This window comes from Lysinibacillus sp. FSL K6-0102 (assembly GCF_038003545.1).
Classification (GTDB): Bacteria; Bacillota; Bacilli; order Bacillales_A; family Planococcaceae; genus Lysinibacillus; species Lysinibacillus capsici.
In genome coordinates, this window is sequence record NZ_JBBOPH010000001.1 from 1,732,211 (window position 1) to 1,749,682 (window position 17,472).

The window sequence follows — 17,472 nt, forward strand, 5'->3', positions numbered from 1 at the left end:
TAGGGGGTTAAATAGATGGCTCTTAGATGGAATAAGGAAAATATTATTTTCGATAGCTTACATGAAGCAGATGTATGGGCCGACTCAATAGGAAATGAGATTTATGCAAGACTATATGATGGTTATGATACACCAGATTATAAAATAGCTTATTCCTTAGCTTTTAGACTTGCTGAAATGAAAGAATTCAGAGTAATTACTGAGATTTCAATAGATAAGGAAACGAGATATAAAGTCTGGGTAATATCTGCTTAGAATTGATTACACTTATTTAAAAATAATTCCTTAAATACATCTTGAAGCCCCGAATTGTAGACACTTAAAAGTGAAAACTATTCGGGGCTTTTTGTTTTATAGCGAAACACTTTAAATATCTATGGGAATAAATCTGTGATTGGATTCATCTGTTCAATATTAAATTTAAAGCCTATTAATAAATGTTCATTTTAAGTAGACTCTAGCTGAACAAAATAGATTGTAGTAATATCAATGTTGTGACTTTAAGAGATAAATTGCACAAAGGGAAGCCTAGAAAATATCATGCTGAAGCAAAGGGAAAGGATCGTCTTATCTATAATGTAGTGGTCCAATTATTAAAACAAAATGAATCAGTAGTGAATATTCATCGAGAAACAGGTCTTGCTAGGAATACTATTTATTCTATTAAGAAGCAATTAGAATTTGAAAAAAACACATCCCAGTCAAAGTGACTCTAGCCTTTGAATGACTGCTTGGACTTTTTCTGGACTTTTTCTGGACTTTTTCTGGACTTTCTTTGGACTTTTCTTGGACTTTTTCTGGACTTTTCTTGGACTTTTTTTCGGAAAATCTGTGCTAAAGTATTAGTATCAGAAGATTATGTCCTGAAGAAAGAAAAAATTTTGACAGGATACATAAAGGGTCTTTCCTATTTATAGGAGAGATCCTTTTCGCTTTTGAAATATTAATATTTTTGATGGGAGGGAAAAGAGAAAATGGAAGAACGTTCAAAGCAACAAATCTATGGGTATGAACTTGAGCCAGTGGACATTTCAGATATGTTGTCTTTTGTAGAAAGTAGGCAGGAAGTACACGGCAATAAACCAAAAGTTACTTTGAGCATGTACGGAGATGATGGGAAATGGCATGTTGACGCAGCTGTACGCTACAAAGGTCGTGAAGGAAAGGATGAGTTTCAACCTTTCTTATTAAAATCCTATAAACAACTGTGGCGTGCGGAAAAATATGCGAGGGAAATTGCTGAAGAACATGGCTTTTCATATGAAGGACTTAATCCTTCATTAACTAATTCAGATATGTTCTTACAATATCAAAAACGAAAGCATGTAAAGGATACATTCACAAAAGACATGCAAAATGAAATTGAACAACATGGTACTGAATTAATGAAGGTTGTCGAAACACAGGCAGTTGGTGATGAAAATGACCAATCTTTCTTAACTAAGAAAGAGGTGGAACATTTAATAAGTGAGCAATTTAATCGTATTGAAATAGGTATCGAACAAATGCTCAATTCTGTGGATCAACAATCAAAGAAGAAGACATTCGCTGACTATCGTGATGAAATGAAAAATCTTCTAAAGGAATGTCGCCAGCATTTCAAAGATTCTATTATTGAACGTACATTAACATCCAAACAAAAAATGGATGACAAGGTAATTGGGCTACGGAATGGTGTTCGCGATAGTATTTCCGAAGTAAAAGATTCAGCTAAATCAAAGTTGATGCAGAGCATTCTTTATATGAACGAACGCTTAAAGGACTTTACAACTGTTATCGATCAAAAGTTGTACGAGCATGAGCCAGTACAACTTGATCGAAAGCAAAACAAAGCTATGGCTGCACAAGCTCATGAACGATAGGGATTCCCCAAATTTGGGGAGTCCTTTCTATTTTTAAAAACTAAGATACTAAAAAAGGATGGGATTATAGTGAAAATGACAAAAAACCTTAAACGTAAAGTGATGGCTGTGCCATTCGCTGCTGTGGCATCTATGATGCTAATGACATCAGCATTTGCTGCCGAAACAGAAACAAAACCAGTTAACCAGGTAGAACCAATTGTAGAAGTAGCACCAGTAAAAACAACAACTCAGCAAAAACTACAATCAAACAATGATAGTGAGCGTCGACAAGCATTAGAAGAAACGTTTAACGTGAAGCTTTCTGACACAGATATTTGGGCAGATAAAGCAGGTGAGTATACTTATGATATGTATGGAAATAAGCATGAGTATACACCACACGAAGCACTTAAAGCATTAAATGTTTATGCAACAAATGCAAATCGCCAAGAGTTAATTCAATACGGCATTCGAGAAAATGACTGGCAACCATATCGTGCATTTGAAGCTGAAAAAACACCAGCGTACTTTGAACTTGTCGATGGTAAATACGAGTACAATAAAATTTTCTGGGGAAATTTAATTGAACATGATCTTACAAATTTTAAAACAAAATTGGCCGATAACTGGAATGACCTTGAAAAGCGCGCTGTAATTGAGGCTGAAATGAAAGCCTACATTAAAAAGCAGGCTGCTATTTTTAATGAAGCTCCTGGAATCGTTCCTTACGTAATTGGACTTAATCACACTGTAACTTTGGCGAAAGAAAATGGTGTTTCTGAAGTAGCTAAAGATTACTTTGACAGTAAATATAATCATCCTGATGTTATGGCAAAAGGTATCTTTAAAGATGGTTCTAATCCATTTAAAAAATAATGTGTTTGATAGTTTATTAATGTTCGACAGGCAGCTTGGGGCTGGAACTAAATATTAATGCATTCAAGAGAGGGGGCGTTGGCCACTCTTTTTTTATTGCCCTTGAAGGGAGGTGGAGAATTTTGAATAACTACAAAGCAGAGATCACTCTAGCTATTATCGTTTTAGTTTTATTTGGTGGGATGGTAGCCTTTGCTACTGGTGTAGTCGATCCTTTAATGGCGAAAATCGGTGCAGGATGGACGAAAATGGTAGACAACGTATTTGGCGGAATTGGCGTTTAAAAATACAGCCTTTTAGAAGAGAGCGTGAGAGACTCTTCTTTTTTTATTGCTCTAATTCAATTGAAGGGAGGTATAGGAATTGAATAACTACAAAGCAGAGATCACATTAGCCATCATCGTTTTAGTTTTATTCGGTGGAATGGTAGCCTTTGCTACTGGTGTAGTCGATCCTCTAATGGCGAAAATCGGTGCAGGATGGACGAAAATGGTAGACAACGTATTTGGCGGAATTGGCGTTTAAAAATACAGCCTTTTAGAAGAGAACGTGAGAGACTCTTCTTTTTTTTATTGCTCTAATTCAATTGAAGGGAGGTATAGGAATTGAATAACTATAAAGCAGAGATCACATTAGCCATCATCGTTTTAGTTTTATTCGGTGGAATGGTAGCCTTTGCCACTGGCGTAATCGATCCTTTAATGGCGAAAATCGGTGCAGGATGGACGAAAATGGTAGACAACGTATTTAGTGGAATTGGCGTATGATAAAGGCTTAATTCAGCCCTGTAGGGCATCGCAGTCATGAGGAGCAGAAGATAACGATCTTCTGCTTTTTTATTTTATCGAAAGGAGAATTACAAATTGACACCATCAGAAAGAAAACGACAAAGCAAAGTAAAGCCAGAAGGTTTTGCTGAAACTGAGGCCTTAGTAAAGGAAATATTTGAGGTACAGGGACAGTCTTATTTTGATTGGCTACATCAGCAACATCAAGCTCTAATTCTTGAATTTAGCTTAGAAAATAAAGGAATGATAGCTTCTCTAGCTAAGGAAAAGGAGGTATAAAGCATGGATAATGCCATTACACTTATAAATGAGATTGCAAATGACGTACAAAAATTTGCGCCTGCAGTAGCTGGCTTGGTTTTAATTATTATTGGCCTTGTTTGGATGTTTGCAAAAGATCCTCAAAAGAAAGAAAGTGCGCAGTCTTGGATGATGAACGTATTTATCGGATTCGCCATTGTTTATCTAGCTGCATCTTTCGTTGCTTGGATGACAGGAAAAGTATCTGGATTCTGATCTAATATTTTACTGAGGGAAAGCAAGGGAAGGAGAAAACAATGTGTTACGAAAATTATTGATTCGTTTCAAGGATGACGGTGATTACTTTCGAGAAATTGATGAAGAACGGAATTATTTTTTTACCGAAGCAGAAGGAATTATTGATAGGATTCGTGACAGAATTGCAAAAGAAAAAAGGGCAGCCTCTACCAAGTCTTTTGAATTTTGGATTGATGGCCAATGTTTAGTTATCAGCCAAGTTCATTTTGACAAAAAAGATAGCCTCCAAAAACAGCTTGAGCATACAATTCTAACATTTGATAGTTGGGAAGAAGATATACGACATAAGTATGTCAACACCCTGAAGGAGTATGTTGAGGAGGAAAAGCAGCTGTTTATTAATAAAGAGTTTGCGACATTTGCGATTCGCTTTGATCAATTATTCGGTGTTTCTGCTTTTGAACCATTCCCTATTTACTTAGATGGTTCACAACTAAATGAAGTGTATGGAACCATGCAACCACTTGTTAGAACAGGCTTTTATGCAGAACTTGAGCAAATGATGGCAGCTATAAAAACTGCTTTAGAAAAGTTAGTCCTCGATGTTCAAAAGACTTTGCAAGGTGAGCAAACAGACTTTCTTCAACAGCAGAAACTGTTAGAGGAAAAGGTAAATTTGATATTGCAAGAGGATACAGCTTTCAAACAATTTACTCAATATGCTGGTGCAAGTTTTCAGTCTGTAGGAAAACATCGAATTGAGGCTTTATGTCCCAATTTCAAACTATATCAGTCTGTTCAGCTGATCCTTTTCTCTACTTTTGTAGAACAATATAGTTTTGCTGAAGCTTACGAAATTCATTTAACACTGGTTACGGCTTTAAAAGAAAAATATGATGCTATTTTATCGCAAGGCTTCTCGCTTGCTAATGATGAAATGATTGAATCTCTTGTTTTAAGTCCAATTCTACAACAATTTAAGTTGGATATTGAAAAGCAATTACAGAGAGACGAGGTGAAGGAGGATGAGCCACAATAAATTACTTTATCAAGATATAAATGAGATGTTGGCCGAATTAAATGCAAAGGATCGAGGCAGATATTTCATTTGTACGTGTCCAGAGTGCCAGCAACAGGAAGCGTTTATTTATAAAAACAATATGAATTTCATTCAATGCAATCGAGAAAATAGTTGTGGTGAGCGTTTTATTTTATCCTACGAAGAAAAAGAGGCTGAAATCTCTTACTCTACTGATCAAGATAAAAGAAAGGGACTTAGCGTTAAGGAGTCTAAGCAGCTGGCCGACTTTACAAAATTAATGAATCATGTCCTACAAAATATCGAAAGTGACACCTTAGACAAGGGTTATCGAGGACTTTCACGTGCAACTACTTCCCCGTTCATTGCTGATTTTTCTAATCCAGAAGGCGTGAAATTTATGTTTGAATATGCGAATGGATTATTACCGAAAAATTATGCGGATAATCATTGGATGTGTCAAAGAAACCTTGTCTTTCCGTTATTTAGTGAGGATGGTCGTATAGATCGAATTTTGTTACGTTCATCCATTAATCCAAATATTGAACCTAAAGAAATACAACTAGTTGTGAATCCCTCAAATGAAGCGAGGGATTTTTTTGTTGATATTCCTGAAGAGGCAAAAACCGTTGTTATTGGTGAAGCTATTTTGGACAGTTTATCATTCCGTGAAATCGATAAAACGCTTGGAATTATGGCATTAACAGGTTCTCGGAAATACCGAACTCTCTGCAACTATATAAAAGAAAATCCAGAAAAATTTAAGAATAAGCGATTTCTTATTGCTATGGACGATGATGTTGCTGGCTATAAAGCTTCCAAAGAAATCGCTAGTTGTCTGGAAGAAATACATGCTGATTATCAAATTTTTATATATCCTGAAACGTGTAAAGATGGAAATGACTTTTTAGTAAAGGAAAAGGAAAAATTTCAGCGATATGTTCAGTTTTTTGATAAGAAATTTGAGTCAAACAGCAGAAATTATATTGATATTAAAAAATCCATGCAACATGTAGTAATATGCAATTCGAGAATGGATGCTTTATCGTTCCGAAGTGTTGATGCAGAATGTGGCGTATTAGTTTTACAGGGAGAGGGCAATGTTGATTTTAAAGAACCTATCCAGAAACTAATGTTAAACAGGGATTTACAGCGTAAAACATTTATTCTAGCTATGCCACATACAGCTGAAGGTCAGAACAAAACACATGAGTTGATTGGATTTTTTGAGAAAATGAATTTAGAGTACAAAGTTTTTGAATATCCTGATGATGCCTTATCGCCAATAAAATTTTCTCTGGATGATCATAAGTCTTTTGAGAAATGTGTTAATCAACAACTTTTCAAAAAAGAAAATCAAATGCGGAAACTTCAATATGAACGATAAGACACAAGGAAGGAGATATTATGACGACTTTTTTGAAATGGTTTGTACCACTACTAGCGTTCGTAGCTTTTATAGGGTTTATTGCCTACGGGGCATCAGTTCAGAATATAACGACACGTACAATGGCCGAAACTGAAGTGGTTTTGGAAACTGCTCATGTAGGAGCCATTCGAACAGGCTTAAATGAGCAGGGACGATCAGAGAAGGACGCTTTGTATATAGACAAAAAGGAATTAGTAGAAAATTTGTTGACTGAAATTGCAGCAACTCAAAAAAATCTTACCTACAAGCTCCAAGTAAATTATGCATTTGTAGATGCAGGAGGAAAAGTAACATCCATTGATAAAGATATTCGCGGTATCCAATACCGTATTCGATATATTGATGAAAAGGGTAAAGTGAAGGGTACTGCTGAACGACACTTAACACTGAATGAATTAGAGTAGGTACTCACCAAATTTGGTGAGTGCCTTTTACTTTAAGGGGAGGGTGGTGAAGCACAGGCATGTCAAATCTAAAAGGTGCGATTTTGGCGATGGCACTATGGGTTGGTGTAGTGTTTCCTTTCTTATTAAGTTTTGGAATCGACTCTTTGCAACAGCGTGCTTATCTCAGTACAACAGAAAAAATAGCAGAGCTTATTAAACAAGAAGGTGGCGTTTCCGAACAAGTACAACAGGTAGCGAATAATTTAAAGAGCAAAGGCTACATAGTGACTTTTTCTAAACCTAGTTTAGTTCAGTTTGGAGAAGAAATTGTTATTAATTATCAATATGAGTATCAAAATGTACGTGGTAAACAAAAGTTAGCTACACAAAATAAAGTGGTAATAGACAAACGTATATTCGCAGGTGGCGGTAATCCTACCACGCCAAAGGAACCTCAAACATATTCTGTGACAACGCCTGAATCGTTAAATGCCAATGGTGAATTTACGTTTAACATACCAAGATTAAAAAATATACTAAATGTAACTTCCAATACTGGAAATGTTGAAATTGTGCGTGTTAACGGTGAAGAAGTAACAGCGAGAGTTTCTAATGGAGCCATCTCAAAGAAAGTTCAAACAGGTGGAGCATTTATTCCAGCTGATACGAAATTTGTTCGAGTTACAGAAAAACGAAGTAGTCCTAGAGTAGCGAAATACTTGAATTATAACCAAGATGGGTATGTAGGTAAGTTACAATACGTTGGATATTCAGGAACAGCACCAAGTAAACAAGTAACAGGTGATAATTTGTGTATACATTTGGTAGATGGAAGCTCTTCATTTTATGTTTATAAAGATGGAGATTGGACTCGTACTAGCGGAACAACAGGTTGTAGTAACACTGTTTTCAAGTACAAAGAAACAGATCCAAATGGTGTAACTTGGGTAGGCGATTTAATTGATTATGTGGATACTTTCTTTGATGAACCTAAGTATGTCTATAGAGCTGGGGAATCATCACTAGAATTATTAAACAGTGTCGAATATCCAAATAAACCCGATCTTAATTCCATTGTCCCTAACCCTAAAAATGGAGATACCCTTGAAATTTTAGCTACTAAGGGTATTCGTAAATTTACTGGTATAGCTTATGACAATTCTAAAGGTAATCCAAGTTGGGATTACGAAGGATACGTCACAAGATCAGAATCAGATACACGTACTTACGCCAACTACTATCAATATCAACTACAATTTGAGTACATGAGTAATTGAGGACTATAAAACATTCTAACTTTAAATGCTAGAACCGAAAGGTTTAGCAGAGTGGTGAGTCATTTTACAAGAAGGGAGTGAGAGATTCCGTATGTCTAATCTAAAAGGTGCTATTCTGGCCACAGCGTTGTTTGCAGCTGTGGTTTTTCCTTTTCTTCTCATGATGTCTATCGATGCTTTCCATCAACATGCCTTTTTAAAGATGACAGAAGAGGTTACAGAGCTTGTCAAAGAAGAAGGCGGTGTATCTGAACATGTTTCACAAGTAGCTGAAAGATTAAAGAAAAAGGATTTAACGGTGACTTTCTCTAAGCCAGGACTTGTTAAATTTGGAGAAGATATTGTTATTGGGTATGAATACAACTACCAAAATGTGCGTGGTAAGAAAACGCTAGATGGTCAAGATAAAATCGTGATTATGAAGCGTTCCATAGGGAAAAACTGGAATAATTCGAATGAAACCAATCCCCCAACTGTGATCACAAAATCATATTTTGCAAGAACGCCTGAATCATTGCAGCCAGATAAAGAGTACACATTTACGGTACCAGGATTAAAAAATCTGCTGGGTGTATCTTCAGATATGGGGAAAGTAGAAGTTGTACGTGTTGAAGGGGAGAAAGTGACCGTTAAAGTATCAGGTGGAAAAGTAGTAAAGACAGTACAAACAGGTGGAACAAATTCGCTGGCAGATGAAAAATATGTGACAGGTGAAGATACAGCTGCGTATAACCAAAATGGTTATACAGGCACACTAGAACGCTATCTTTATAGTGGAAAACTTATGCCAGCTGATAGTAAGGTGATCACGACAACCAAAACAGCGTTATTTACTAGCATTTTCCCAGGTTCTATTGATTATGGATCAGATGGCTATCATGGCACTTTGTTGAAGAATGGAAATCCAGTTAAAACAATCTTTAGTGGTGAATACACACCTTCAGATACAAAATGGATAGAGGGTGCTACAGCCGAAAAATACAACCATGATGGTTATGTAGGAACATTAGAACGCTATACGGTAAGTGAGGAGTATATTCCAGAAAAAAATATCACTGATTCATTGACAAGTATTACAAATACATTTCCTGACACCATTGTAAAAGATGGGGTTACTTTGTATAGAACAGGTGATTCTAAGAAAAGTATATTAACAGATCAAGAAACTAAAATTATATCTATTGAGGTAGGTGGTCCTAGATGGCATTGGGCAAAAGAAACACCTTCTTCGACTTATAATTATTCAAAAGATGGATATATAGGTACATTACAGGCAATTGGGAACCCAACTTATTCAACAAAACATAGCTCAGAATGGACTCCTGCTATAATAGGAATTCATAATACTAACTATTACTCTAACAATTTAAGTGAATTAAACGGCCAGGTTAAAGATATAAATATCAATCCTAATGGGAGGCTAAATGGTGAAAGCGCAATAGAGTATATTGTTAGAACAAATGAAGCTACTTTAAGAGCACTAGGGAGAGTAAACCCTAAAATAATCGAAAATAGTATACGCTGGAAAAGTAGTATAGAATACGGAAACTTCTTGTATAATGGCATTTATTATCCATATAAGAGGGTAATCACAGCAGATTATACGTTTGATGTTTTCCGATGGTTTCAAGTCTACGGTGGAAACGTAACAAAAGATGCTGTATATCAATATACACAAGAATACAGTGCAGTATTACCAGCATCAGATTCACGTGTATATGCTTATAAGGGAACAGTAACAAAGCCAGCTACTGATACACGAATATATGAATATGTACAGGATTACACTGGTACGGTTACAAGACCTGAAATGGATACGCGTATTTATAAGTACCGAGGAAAAGTGGTAAGACCAGCCTCTGATACGCGTACTTATGAGGATTATTACCAGTATGAATTGAATTTCCAATACAATTAAGGTGAGATATATGAAAAAATTTCTCAAAAAGTCAATTTGGTTTTTGTTTTTTGTATTTGTAGCTGCTATAGCTTATATAAATACGGACTATGGGAATATTGCCCCTCAAAAAGAGCAACAAGAAATCAAACACGTTCAGATGTAACTACTACATCCAGAGCGTGTTTTTTGTTGGAATCTGAAAGAAAGGAGTAAGGTCTATGAATGAAACAAAATATTTACAACGTTTAGCACAACCTAAAGGGCTTCTTGTTTTCTCAATAGTTTTTTGGTCACTCATGTTTTTTGTTTCGAATTTTGTGCTTGCATTCCTTCAATCTATACTGGCATCGTTCCATCAATTCCAGGCAGATCCCAAGAGTGTATCTTTTTCGATTGATTGGCGAAGCTTTTTAGATTTTCAGTCAACTTGGATTCCGTTTTATATAGGGTTTGCAATTCTAAGCACAATAGGATTTGTGAAATTTATCTATAAAATTCGTTTGAATTTTGTGGATTTGAATAAAGGGCAGCACGGCACTAGTGAATTTGAACAGGTGCGTGAATTAAAAAAGCAATACAAAATTATACCTGCTGCAGAAAAAGAATATGACGGTGATGGTGGCGTCATTATTTCAGCTTTACAGGAAAAAGGGCGTCCGTACCGTCTATTAATCGATGAAGGACCCATTCATACGATGGTTATTGGGATTACGAGATCAGGTAAAGGGGAAACTTTTGTATTTCCTCAGATAGATGTACTGAGTCGAGCCAAAAATAAGCCCTCCTTAGTTGTCAACGATCCAAAAGGGGAACTTGCAGCTGCTAGTTATGACACGCTAATTGCTCGTGGTTACGAAGTGCATGTATTTAATTTAATACAACAATACATGGGAATGGGATTTAATCCATTACAAGTAGTTATCGATGCGTGGAAATCAGGAAATACGAGTTTAGCGCAACAGTATGCGAATAGCGTAGGGTTTATGCTATACAATGATCCATCAGCAAAAGATAAGTTTTGGTCCAACTCAGCTCAATCTTTGGTGACAGCAATCATTTTAGCTTTGACTGAGGATGCGTTACTGACTGGTAAAGAAGATACGATTAACTTATATTCTGTGGCTAATTTCCTGTCTACACTTGGAAGTGATACTAACGCAGAAACAGGTGAAAACGCATTAGATTTATTTTTCCAAGCCAGAGATGAGGTCAACCCAGCTCGTATGATGTATTCAACAAGTAACTTTGCTGCTGGTAATACACGCGCAGGAATTTTCTCATCAGCGATGGATAAATTGCAAATTTTCACATTAGAACCCAATGCAAAACTTACAAGTTACAACAGTTTAGATTTAACAGAAGTCGGATTTGGCGACAAGCCAATCGCGATTTTTATGGTAACGCCTGACTATGATAAATCGAACCACGTTTTGGCCAGTATTTTTGTGAGTCAATTATATCGAGTAAATGCTGAGAAGGCTACGATGAGTCCTAGTGGCAAAATGAAACGCCATGTACATGCTTTACTTGATGAATTTGGGAATATGCCAGTAGTGGATGGTATGGACGGTATGGTTACTGTAGGGGCTGGCCGAGGGTTTAGGTTTCATTTAATTATACAAGCTTATTCTCAAATGAAATCCCTATATGGTGATGACGCAGATACAATCATTGGTAACTGCTCTAACCAAATATATATTTTAACGAAAGATAAAGCGACAGCAGAACAGTTCTCCGCGCTCATTGGTACAAAAACAATTACAGATGTGAGTCGTAGTGGAAAATTACTGTCTACAGATAAGTCGCATAGTGAATCCGTGAAAGAACGTGCTTTACTTATGCCAGATGAATTAATGCAGTTAAAAGAAGGGGAATCTGTAGTCGTTCGTGCTAATAAGCGTCAAGATAATGAGCGTAGAAAAATTGTGCCTAAGCCTATTTTTAATACGAGCGTTACAGCTGCTAAGTTCCGTTGGGAGTATCTAGCAGAGGACTTTGATAATAGTAAGTCCATATTATCTCTACCCATTATGTCCACTAAGTATCACAATTTAAAGATGTCTGAAATGGTCTTCACTTCAAAAAGTGAAAGAGACCTTTTTGTATGTATGTCTTCAGCAATGAGTACAGCAGAGTTTTCTAATTTGACAAGTACCTTGTATCAGCTATTACAATCAACGGATGATTATTTAGATGAAATCCCTACCTGGTCATTTTTACAGCTCTTTAGTTATCTTACTTATGGATCAACGATTGAATCAATACCTATTGAACGTAGAATTTTCAAGGAGTTAAAAAAATACTTACCAGATAAAGTTTTGAGGGAATGGACAAGTATTTTACGAGAACAACGTGAAAAAACGATGCAAAATAAAATGTCTTCAGCTCAAGATGAAAAGATAACAACTATTCAAAAATTGATTATGGAAGGGAGTCAATAAGATGTTTAACGAATTGTTAAAGGAACGGTTGCTTGACGCTCATTTGGAGTTTTTCGGAAAAGATAAAAAGAAATTTCTAATCCATCGTATTTTATACGCTGTGGTTGTAACCATGCTGTATACAATGATTATTATGGTGATTAAAAAACCAATATTGTTAATTGGTTTACCAGCTGGCTTTTATCTAGGATGGAAATTTGCTTATATAAAATTGCTGGCAACCAAGAAAAATATTGATGTAAAAAATTCCTTTTTATTTCCGCAATTTTTGCAGAGCTTCATAGCATTACTACCGAGTTCAGGAAATGTCTATCAAACATTGAAAGTAGCGTTGAAATATACGCCTGATCCATTGGATAAAGAATTGATCAAACTTATACAGAAAATCGAGAATGGAAATGATCGAAATGCCTATTTAGAATTTGCGAATTATATAGGTTCTAGTGAGGCTTACATGGTTATGAATATGATTTACCAATTTAGTGAACAAGGTGTAGAAAAGGAATCTATACAGGAATTAGAACGATATATCCAAAACCTTCAGGAAAATAAGGTCGATGAATTGATACAACATAAGATGAATGCTAGCGATAAGTTTGGTTTATTTCCAATTCTAATATCGCTTTTTTTAGTGGGTGGATTTGCTGGTGTCATTTTCTTGCACTACATGACGAATGTGACAGATGCATTAAATACCATGCCTAAATAGATTTTAAACAATTTGACAAAGGAGGATGGTGGTGAATGTCTAAGGAAACGTTTGAAATTATTGAAAATGTTGCCCTTTTGAGAACTGCTGATACGGGATGGACAAGGGAATTATCAAAAGTAAGTTGGTATCATAAACCAACTACGATTGATATACGTTGGTGGTCTCCTCAAAAAGAAAAAGCAGGAAAAGGCGTATCACTTACGATGGAAGAAGCCCAACTATTGTTGGAAGGATTACAAAAATGTTTGTCTATTGAACAAATGGAGGTATAAAAAATGAACGTATTGAGCGATCAGGAACGTCTAGAAAAAAGAATTAATGAAATATTGGAGCAAAGTTTTTTAGGGCCTTACTTGAAACAATTAACTATCACAGATATTAGATATAATGGTACACAATTGAGGATACAAGATAATGAAAAAGGACGATACTTAGCGCCAGACCAGCCAAGTAAAGAAGACGTGCAAAAGCTCGTGAAACAAATATCTGATATTCAAAAAAGGAATTTTTCACATTCTGAACCACAATTAGATACGGAAATTGGAATTTTGCGTATTAGTGCAACACACCAACGTATTAGTCCTGACGGTATTAATTTAGCAATCCGTATCTCTCGTCCTCATTTAGCGATTAGTTCAATTGCTGATTTAGTGACAGGAGATCATGAACCACTTGAGCAATTATTTAAAGTATTAATGCTCTCTGAAAATAACCTAGTAATTTGTGGACGGACAGGCTCGGGAAAAACTGAATTTCAAAAGCTATTAGTAGGATATACAGAAGAGGATTCAAATATTTTCTTAATTGAAGATACACGTGATAGTCATATTAAAGCATTGTATCCTGAAAAGGATATTACGAGTTTAAAGACAATACCAGGAGTATTTGAAATGAGTGATGGAGTAAAGACAGCACTTCGAAATAATCCTGATTGGACTATTATTGCTGAAACACGTGGAGCAGTTTCAGCAGATGTGTTAGATAGTGCTAAAACAGATCACGCCATTATTACAACACTTCATGCCAAAGGAGCACAGAATATTCCATCCCGTTTTATCCCAATGATTCGACAATCCCCAGCATATGCGATTATTGATGATCAACTAATTGGGAATGAAATTGTAGAATTTTTACGTTGGGGTTGTTATTTACAAGGGACAAGAAAGAAAGGAGGTAAAACTGTCCGAAGGGTCAAAGAATTGATGGAATATACAGATTTTACTTCTAAGGGTGCAGTGGGAAATTATGTGTATAGAGAAGTAAAAGTAAGGGACCAAGAGACAGGCGAATATCGTATCGAACAACGTTATCAACCTTTATCAGAAAAGACATTGGCAGAACTAGAAGATAAAGAATTGATTCATTTAGTTCCAGACCAATTTTTACCAAAAGGAGGTAGTAAACAGTCATGAAACAAGTATTAAAAGAAGCACGTGTTTTGTTCTATGGCTGGGAAATCGCATTTTATTTATTAATATGGTTCTTGGCCAATTATCAGTTTTTCTATCTCATTTCAAAAGAGCGCACCATTAGTATTATTGTTGGTTGCATAGGTGCTCTCTTTTTCTTTTTTGTCTTTACGGTACAAAATCGCCAATTAAAAAAGTACCAAATGCATTTAAGTGAGTTATTAAAGTATGTCACAAACATGATTTTCTTTCTACAAACGGGTGAAAATGTGCTTCATGCATTCAAGGAAACGAAAGAAACTGTTCATCCAGACATACAAAAAGCAATTGAAGTCAGTATACAACAGTTAGAAAAAGACGCCCAATTAAATACAAAGCAGTTTGAAAAGTATGATTTTCCAACCTTAGATCAGTTTCATCAAAATTTAAAGATTCAATACGAGCATGGCGGTAATCCAGGTGACTTATTTAGCCAAATACATAAAAACATGATATTTGAGCTAAAGAAACGTGATGAATTATACCGTAAACGTAGAGGTTTCGCGATGGCTGTGTACATGTTGCTAGGCATGGTAATGGGGATCTCATTAATGCTGCGTTTTATCGTTGGAGAACTATGGGACACGTTTTTAAACGTTGGTTATGCTGGTCTAGGCGTGTTACTAATAACACAAGTATTTGCTTTTTTAAACCTATACTTTTTACAGAAAAGAAGTATGGATATATCGATTCGCTACTAAATATATAAAACAAAGGGATTCGCCAATTTTGGGGAATCCTTTTAAAAAGGGGATTATACAATGGTATTGCCGTTTGATACACATGAAATTTATATTTCAATTGACCGTTTTGATGAAGAAGGAGGTTACGCTGATTATTATAAGTTGAAAAGTGATTTTACTAAAATAAGTGTTGAAAAAATACCTATGACAACAAGGGATAAACCTTTAATAGTATTAAACGAGTCGCAATTCCTTTCAGCAAAGTCATTTTTAATGAATAAGCAAAACCCATTTCAAATGAGTAAAGATGAAGCGATTATTTATTATAAAATTGGGTTTATTACTAAAGATGAGCTAGACAACTTCATTCATACCTAGTCATTTACTTTAATTATAAAATTAGTTTTGTTGTAATTAGCAACAAATTAGGTTATACTAATACTATCAAATGAAGTATATACAAAGGGGTGTAAAACGATGGAGAAATCTTTAAATTACGAACAAACTTTCAAAATCGAAGTATTAAACGAATTTTCTAATGGTGTCTATGCACGATTACTAAATTTTATCTTGAAAAATGGTGTTGATAAAAACGATAGTAATAACTTTTATGTTAGTCTGTTACAACAGTTCTCAGAAATGCTTAATGTAGACTTATTTAAAATGTCAAATGTTGAATTAGATAATGTTAAGTCTTATTGGGAGAATATGAACGATTACATTAAAGGAATCACAAAGGAAAAATCAGCATGAATAAGTTTGATCTCGCTTATTTTTCAGAAGATGAGTTCCAGGAACGTTTGCAATTTACCATAGATAGATTAAGTAAAAAAAAGAAGCCTTTTCAAAAGCCAGTTGCTTATCTTTTAGGGGGACAAGCAGGTGCAGGGAAAACTACATTACATGCTATTATAAAGGATAAATTGAACAACGATGTTATAACCATCGATAATGATACCTTTAAACAAATGCATCCTAATTTTGATTTACTGGTTGAAAAATACGGTAAAGATTATGTGGCACATGTTACGCCCTTTTCTAACAAAATGACTGAAGCCTTGATTGAACATTTTAGTAGCCAGGGTTTCAATTTAACTATTGAAGGCACTTTACGAACAATTGAAACGCCTATGCAGACTGCTACATCTTTAAAAGAAAAAGGCTATGAAGTCAACCTTTATGCAATGGCAGTATCAAAAGATTTGTCTTATCTAGGTACAATAGAGAGATATGAATCAATGTATTTGATCGATCCACAAACAGCAAGATCAACTGATAAGGTTATCCATGACACAATAGTTTCAAATTTGCCTGATAACCTCGATATGCTTTTTAATAGTGGTTACTTCGCTGAAATTAGTCTTTTCACAAGAGAAGGAACCAAAGTATATTCTAGTGTTGATACGCCTTCAATTAGTCCAAAACAGATTATTTATGAAGCTTTAAATCAAGAAATACCCAAAGATGTGTTGATTAATAAAATTGATCATATTATCCATTTGACTAAACACAACAATCATCAAGTGCCAGATTTGTTAAATTGGCGAAAAGAACTGATACGACAATCTATTTCTCCTTTCCAAGACAATGAGAAGAAGCAAGACAAAGTATTTAATAAAGTAAATAAAAATAAGGTTTTTGAACGTTAAGGAAGCGATGGCATTGGAGAAAGTATATTTAAGTCAAACCGATATAGGGAAGATGACTGAGAAGGTTGGATGGGGAGATCGTCGGAAAATTGCTGTTCTAATAGGCAGAAATCAATTTCCTCCACATGATGTACGAATTGGGAGTACAAAAGGTTGGAAAAAGGAAACGATTAACCAGTGGTTCGAAGACGTAGTGGAGAAAGATTTAAAGAAAAAGCCAAAAATGCCTCTAAAGCCACAAGTCTAAGGTAGCCTAAAAAACTATGAGAAAAAAAACGCATGAAGAAAATATGGAAGAAGTAAAAGCTGTTTTAGCTTTCGAAGGCTTAGAATTATCACCAGAGTTTGAAGAATTAATTCTAATGGAGGCCAAAGGAGAAATTACAACTTCGCAGATGCATCAAAAGGCAATGGCAATTTTGGAGTTGGATAATGGAAATGTTCAATCAACAATTAAAATAAAAGCCAAATTAAAAAAACACAATCAAGAGTTTTAAATCAA

The 17,472-nt window shown here is 35.3% G+C and carries 24 protein-coding genes; all 24 read left to right on the forward strand.

From position 1 onward, the window contains the following. The first annotated feature begins 15 nt into the window (after nt 1–15). The 24 genes from NYE73_RS08605 (at nt 16) to NYE73_RS08720 (ending at nt 17,467) form a co-directional block, all read left to right on the forward strand. Nucleotides 16–255 carry a hypothetical protein gene (locus NYE73_RS08605; protein ID WP_004224260.1) on the forward strand — a complete coding sequence of 80 codons (240 nt, stop codon included), beginning with the start codon at nt 16–18 and terminating at the stop codon, nt 253–255. A 239-nt stretch (nt 256–494) separates the two neighbouring features. Next, nucleotides 495–710 (forward strand): helix-turn-helix domain-containing protein, encoded by a 216-nt coding sequence (locus NYE73_RS08610; RefSeq protein ID WP_340815441.1) that lies wholly within the window; start codon nt 495–497, stop codon nt 708–710. A 264-nt stretch (nt 711–974) separates the two neighbouring features. Next, on the forward strand, nt 975–1,862 hold the full coding sequence (locus tag NYE73_RS08615; RefSeq protein WP_315063150.1) for a hypothetical protein: 888 nt from the start codon (nt 975–977) through the stop codon (nt 1,860–1,862). A gap of 69 nt (nt 1,863–1,931) precedes the next feature. Beyond that, nucleotides 1,932–2,720: a hypothetical protein gene (locus NYE73_RS08620; RefSeq protein WP_315063152.1), complete on the forward strand. Its 789-nt coding sequence runs from the start codon at nt 1,932–1,934 to the stop codon at nt 2,718–2,720. A gap of 122 nt (nt 2,721–2,842) precedes the next feature. Beyond that, complete coding sequence (locus NYE73_RS08625; RefSeq protein ID WP_004224145.1) at nt 2,843–3,004, forward strand: hypothetical protein; 162 nt, start codon at nt 2,843–2,845, stop codon at nt 3,002–3,004. A gap of 79 nt (nt 3,005–3,083) precedes the next feature. Continuing rightward, entirely contained in the window at nt 3,084–3,245 is a 162-nt protein-coding gene (locus NYE73_RS08630; protein ID WP_004224145.1) for a hypothetical protein, read from the forward strand. Between the two features lie 80 nt (nt 3,246–3,325). Then, nucleotides 3,326–3,487, forward strand: a complete 162-nt coding sequence (locus tag NYE73_RS08635; protein ID WP_004230910.1) for a hypothetical protein — start codon at nt 3,326–3,328, stop codon at nt 3,485–3,487. A 96-nt stretch (nt 3,488–3,583) separates the two neighbouring features. Next, nucleotides 3,584–3,787, forward strand: coding sequence for a hypothetical protein (locus tag NYE73_RS08640; protein WP_340815442.1), 204 nt, complete (start codon nt 3,584–3,586; stop codon nt 3,785–3,787). Nucleotides 3,788–3,790: 3 nt separating this feature from the next. Further along, nucleotides 3,791–4,024 carry a pilin gene (locus tag NYE73_RS08645; RefSeq protein ID WP_004230916.1) on the forward strand — a complete coding sequence of 78 codons (234 nt, stop codon included), beginning with the start codon at nt 3,791–3,793 and terminating at the stop codon, nt 4,022–4,024. A 43-nt stretch (nt 4,025–4,067) separates the two neighbouring features. Next, entirely contained in the window at nt 4,068–5,045 is a 978-nt protein-coding gene (locus NYE73_RS08650; protein WP_340815443.1) for a hypothetical protein, read from the forward strand. Next, the gene (locus tag NYE73_RS08655) at nt 5,032–6,432 is read left to right on the forward strand and encodes a toprim domain-containing protein (RefSeq protein WP_340815444.1); all 1,401 of its coding nucleotides are present in this window, start codon (nt 5,032–5,034) and stop codon (nt 6,430–6,432) included. Before NYE73_RS08650 ends, NYE73_RS08655 begins: the two co-directional genes overlap by 14 nt. Before the next feature lie 20 nt (nt 6,433–6,452). Continuing rightward, nucleotides 6,453–6,878, forward strand: a complete 426-nt coding sequence (locus tag NYE73_RS08660; protein WP_004230920.1) for a hypothetical protein — start codon at nt 6,453–6,455, stop codon at nt 6,876–6,878. Nucleotides 6,879–6,937: 59 nt separating this feature from the next. After that, nucleotides 6,938–8,137, forward strand: coding sequence for a hypothetical protein (locus NYE73_RS08665; protein WP_340815445.1), 1,200 nt, complete (start codon nt 6,938–6,940; stop codon nt 8,135–8,137). A 91-nt stretch (nt 8,138–8,228) separates the two neighbouring features. Then, nucleotides 8,229–10,055: a hypothetical protein gene (locus tag NYE73_RS08670; RefSeq protein WP_340815446.1), complete on the forward strand. Its 1,827-nt coding sequence runs from the start codon at nt 8,229–8,231 to the stop codon at nt 10,053–10,055. 200 nt (nt 10,056–10,255) lie between these two features. Next, complete coding sequence (locus NYE73_RS08675; RefSeq protein WP_340815447.1) at nt 10,256–12,478, forward strand: VirD4-like conjugal transfer protein, CD1115 family; 2,223 nt, start codon at nt 10,256–10,258, stop codon at nt 12,476–12,478. A gap of 1 nt (nt 12,479) precedes the next feature. After that, nucleotides 12,480–13,187, forward strand: coding sequence for a flagellar assembly protein FlaJ (locus tag NYE73_RS08680; RefSeq protein ID WP_340815448.1), 708 nt, complete (start codon nt 12,480–12,482; stop codon nt 13,185–13,187). A 35-nt stretch (nt 13,188–13,222) separates the two neighbouring features. Next, a complete protein-coding gene (locus NYE73_RS08685; protein WP_004230933.1) occupies nt 13,223–13,462 on the forward strand; it encodes a YdbC family protein in 240 nt (79 codons plus the stop codon). 3 nt (nt 13,463–13,465) lie between these two features. Beyond that, nucleotides 13,466–14,602 (forward strand): ATPase, T2SS/T4P/T4SS family, encoded by a 1,137-nt coding sequence (locus tag NYE73_RS08690; RefSeq protein ID WP_340815450.1) that lies wholly within the window; start codon nt 13,466–13,468, stop codon nt 14,600–14,602. Then, nucleotides 14,599–15,339 (forward strand): hypothetical protein, encoded by a 741-nt coding sequence (locus NYE73_RS08695; protein ID WP_305193291.1) that lies wholly within the window; start codon nt 14,599–14,601, stop codon nt 15,337–15,339. The genes NYE73_RS08690 and NYE73_RS08695 overlap by 4 nt, the downstream gene beginning before the upstream one ends. 60 nt (nt 15,340–15,399) lie before the next feature. Continuing rightward, entirely contained in the window at nt 15,400–15,699 is a 300-nt protein-coding gene (locus NYE73_RS08700) for a hypothetical protein (protein ID WP_004230937.1), read from the forward strand. A gap of 99 nt (nt 15,700–15,798) precedes the next feature. Next, a complete protein-coding gene (locus tag NYE73_RS08705; protein WP_004230939.1) occupies nt 15,799–16,074 on the forward strand; it encodes a hypothetical protein in 276 nt (91 codons plus the stop codon). Then, nucleotides 16,071–16,970, forward strand: a complete 900-nt coding sequence (locus tag NYE73_RS08710) for a zeta toxin family protein (RefSeq protein WP_202341713.1) — start codon at nt 16,071–16,073, stop codon at nt 16,968–16,970. Before NYE73_RS08705 ends, NYE73_RS08710 begins: the two co-directional genes overlap by 4 nt. 13 nt (nt 16,971–16,983) lie before the next feature. After that, on the forward strand, nt 16,984–17,217 hold the full coding sequence (locus NYE73_RS08715; protein ID WP_202341714.1) for a hypothetical protein: 234 nt from the start codon (nt 16,984–16,986) through the stop codon (nt 17,215–17,217). Between the two features lie 16 nt (nt 17,218–17,233). Beyond that, a complete protein-coding gene (locus NYE73_RS08720; protein ID WP_315063176.1) occupies nt 17,234–17,467 on the forward strand; it encodes an antitoxin VbhA family protein in 234 nt (77 codons plus the stop codon). The last annotated feature ends 5 nt before the right edge of the window (nt 17,468–17,472 follow it).

Excerpts from the sequence above, each read along its gene's own strand:
- NYE73_RS08605 (WP_004224260.1), top strand. The coding sequence starts at position 16 with ATGGCTCTTAGATGGAATAAGGAAAATATTATTTTCGATAGCTTACAT.
- NYE73_RS08615 (WP_315063150.1), top strand. The coding sequence starts at position 975 with ATGGAAGAACGTTCAAAGCAACAAATCTATGGGTATGAACTTGAGCCA.
- NYE73_RS08645 (WP_004230916.1), top strand. The coding sequence starts at position 3,791 with ATGGATAATGCCATTACACTTATAAATGAGATTGCAAATGACGTACAA.
- NYE73_RS08655 (WP_340815444.1), top strand. The coding sequence starts at position 5,032 with ATGAGCCACAATAAATTACTTTATCAAGATATAAATGAGATGTTGGCC.
- NYE73_RS08660 (WP_004230920.1), top strand. The coding sequence starts at position 6,453 with ATGACGACTTTTTTGAAATGGTTTGTACCACTACTAGCGTTCGTAGCT.
- NYE73_RS08665 (WP_340815445.1), top strand. The coding sequence starts at position 6,938 with ATGTCAAATCTAAAAGGTGCGATTTTGGCGATGGCACTATGGGTTGGT.
- NYE73_RS08670 (WP_340815446.1), top strand. The coding sequence starts at position 8,229 with ATGTCTAATCTAAAAGGTGCTATTCTGGCCACAGCGTTGTTTGCAGCT.
- NYE73_RS08675 (WP_340815447.1), top strand. The coding sequence starts at position 10,256 with ATGAATGAAACAAAATATTTACAACGTTTAGCACAACCTAAAGGGCTT.
- NYE73_RS08680 (WP_340815448.1), top strand. The coding sequence starts at position 12,480 with ATGTTTAACGAATTGTTAAAGGAACGGTTGCTTGACGCTCATTTGGAG.
- NYE73_RS08685 (WP_004230933.1), top strand. The coding sequence starts at position 13,223 with ATGTCTAAGGAAACGTTTGAAATTATTGAAAATGTTGCCCTTTTGAGA.
- NYE73_RS08690 (WP_340815450.1), top strand. The coding sequence starts at position 13,466 with ATGAACGTATTGAGCGATCAGGAACGTCTAGAAAAAAGAATTAATGAA.
- NYE73_RS08695 (WP_305193291.1), top strand. The coding sequence starts at position 14,599 with ATGAAACAAGTATTAAAAGAAGCACGTGTTTTGTTCTATGGCTGGGAA.
- NYE73_RS08700 (WP_004230937.1), top strand. The coding sequence starts at position 15,400 with ATGGTATTGCCGTTTGATACACATGAAATTTATATTTCAATTGACCGT.
- NYE73_RS08705 (WP_004230939.1), top strand. The coding sequence starts at position 15,799 with ATGGAGAAATCTTTAAATTACGAACAAACTTTCAAAATCGAAGTATTA.
- NYE73_RS08710 (WP_202341713.1), top strand. The coding sequence starts at position 16,071 with ATGAATAAGTTTGATCTCGCTTATTTTTCAGAAGATGAGTTCCAGGAA.
- NYE73_RS08720 (WP_315063176.1), top strand. The coding sequence starts at position 17,234 with ATGAGAAAAAAAACGCATGAAGAAAATATGGAAGAAGTAAAAGCTGTT.